The following is a 1461-nucleotide window of genomic DNA, read 5'->3' as shown; positions in this document are numbered from 1 at the left end:
AAAAAACTCCAAGCAGGCAGATCCTGCTAACTCATGACAGAAAAAGAAGTTTAGCCTATAATGAAGGCGAACAATACCAAACCGTGGTGTTTAATAGGGCTTTTCCTAGCCTGTATAAAAAACTGGATGAATAAGAGTCGTGAGCTAACTCGAATATGCCTTGAGCATGAAAATATCTTACTAGTAGCCTCTTGTTCTATTGTTCAAATAGTTAACAGGAGGTTTTTATAATGGAAGTCATGATTGAAACGTGTTGTGGTATTGATGTCCACCAAAAATCCATTGTTTGTTGTATTCTAGACTGTCCACTAGATACCAATAAACCAAAGAAAATTCAGAAGAAATTTGGGACAACTACAGTAGCTCTTCGCAATGCCTTAGATTGGGTGGTGAAAAACCATATCACACATGTCTTTTTTGAAAGTACTGGGCAATATTGGCTCCCTCTCTTTACTATCTTTTCAGATTCTGATCTCGTCTTAGTACTTGCCAATCCTCAACATATCAAGAATGTACCCGGTCGTAAGACAGACGTGAAGGACGCTGAATGGATTGCTCAACTCGGCCGTTGCGGACTGATTGAACCTTCCTATATCCCTGCCCCTGAAGTGGTACAGCTTCGTTTACTGACATGTCGCATGCGTTCTTACAAGCAACGCCAAACTCAAGTCAAAAATGAAATTCACAATCTCTTACAACGGGCCAATATCAAGCTAAGCAGTTATCTTTCTGATATTTTTTCTAAGACGGGGCAAGCACTTTTAAAATTATTCATTAACGGAGAAACAATTGATATAGAATCTGTTATCCCTTGTATTCAGAAACGAGTGAAAGCAAGTCCAGAAGAACTTGTTGAAACGATGGAAGGAAAGTTGTCACTAGAAGACCGCTTCCTCTTAGGCCAGAGCTTAGAGGAGTGTCAGATGTATTAGGAACTCATTGAAAAATTGACCGATGAGATTCAACACTACATCGAAAAGGAGTTTCCCTGAGGAAAATAGGATACTTCAAACCATTCCAGGTGTGAATGAAAACTGTGCTGCCACTATTCTAGCTGAGATTGGACCAACTGTTACGACCTTTCCATCCGATGCACATTTAGCATCATGGGCTGGGCTCTGTCCAGGGTCTTATGAAAGTGCTGGCATTAAAAAATCCTCACACATCACGCAAGGAAATCACTATATCAAACAGGCTTTGACACTGTCGGGATTAATTGCAGCACATTCTAAGGATCCAGCTTTTTCTTCTTTTTACAATCGAATTTCCCAAAGAGGAAGGCGATTATTGCTTGTGCTCATAAGATTCTCAGAATCATTTACAAACTACTCTCCACCAAGCAGACTTATCAAAAAGAAAAGGCGCTAGGACTAAGGAAACAGTTCTAACGCCAAAACTAAAAAAAATTCAATTACAGTATAGCACAGGAAGTGATTTTTTGAGCTTTTTACTGTCTTTTTT

The 1461-nt window shown here is 39.4% G+C and carries 1 protein-coding gene and 1 pseudogene; both read left to right on the top strand.

Going from position 1 to position 1461, the window contains the following annotated elements; translation table 11 throughout:
• Nucleotides 1-230 precede the first annotated feature (230 nt).
• A complete protein-coding gene (locus QM409_RS10705) occupies nt 231-932 on the top strand; it encodes an IS110 family transposase (protein ID WP_414305731.1) in 702 nt (233 codons plus the stop codon).
• 22 nt (nt 933-954) lie between these two features.
• Nucleotides 955-1245 (top strand): annotated as a pseudogene (locus QM409_RS10700) (transposase); the annotation flags it as partial.
• Nucleotides 1246-1461: the final 216 nt, after the last annotated feature.

It is taken from the genome of Streptococcus mitis, assembly GCF_047465045.1.
Taxonomy (GTDB): domain Bacteria; phylum Bacillota; class Bacilli; order Lactobacillales; family Streptococcaceae; genus Streptococcus; species Streptococcus mitis_DT.
Note: the sequence above shows the minus strand (reverse complement) of the source record. Positions and strands in the feature narration are given on the sequence as shown.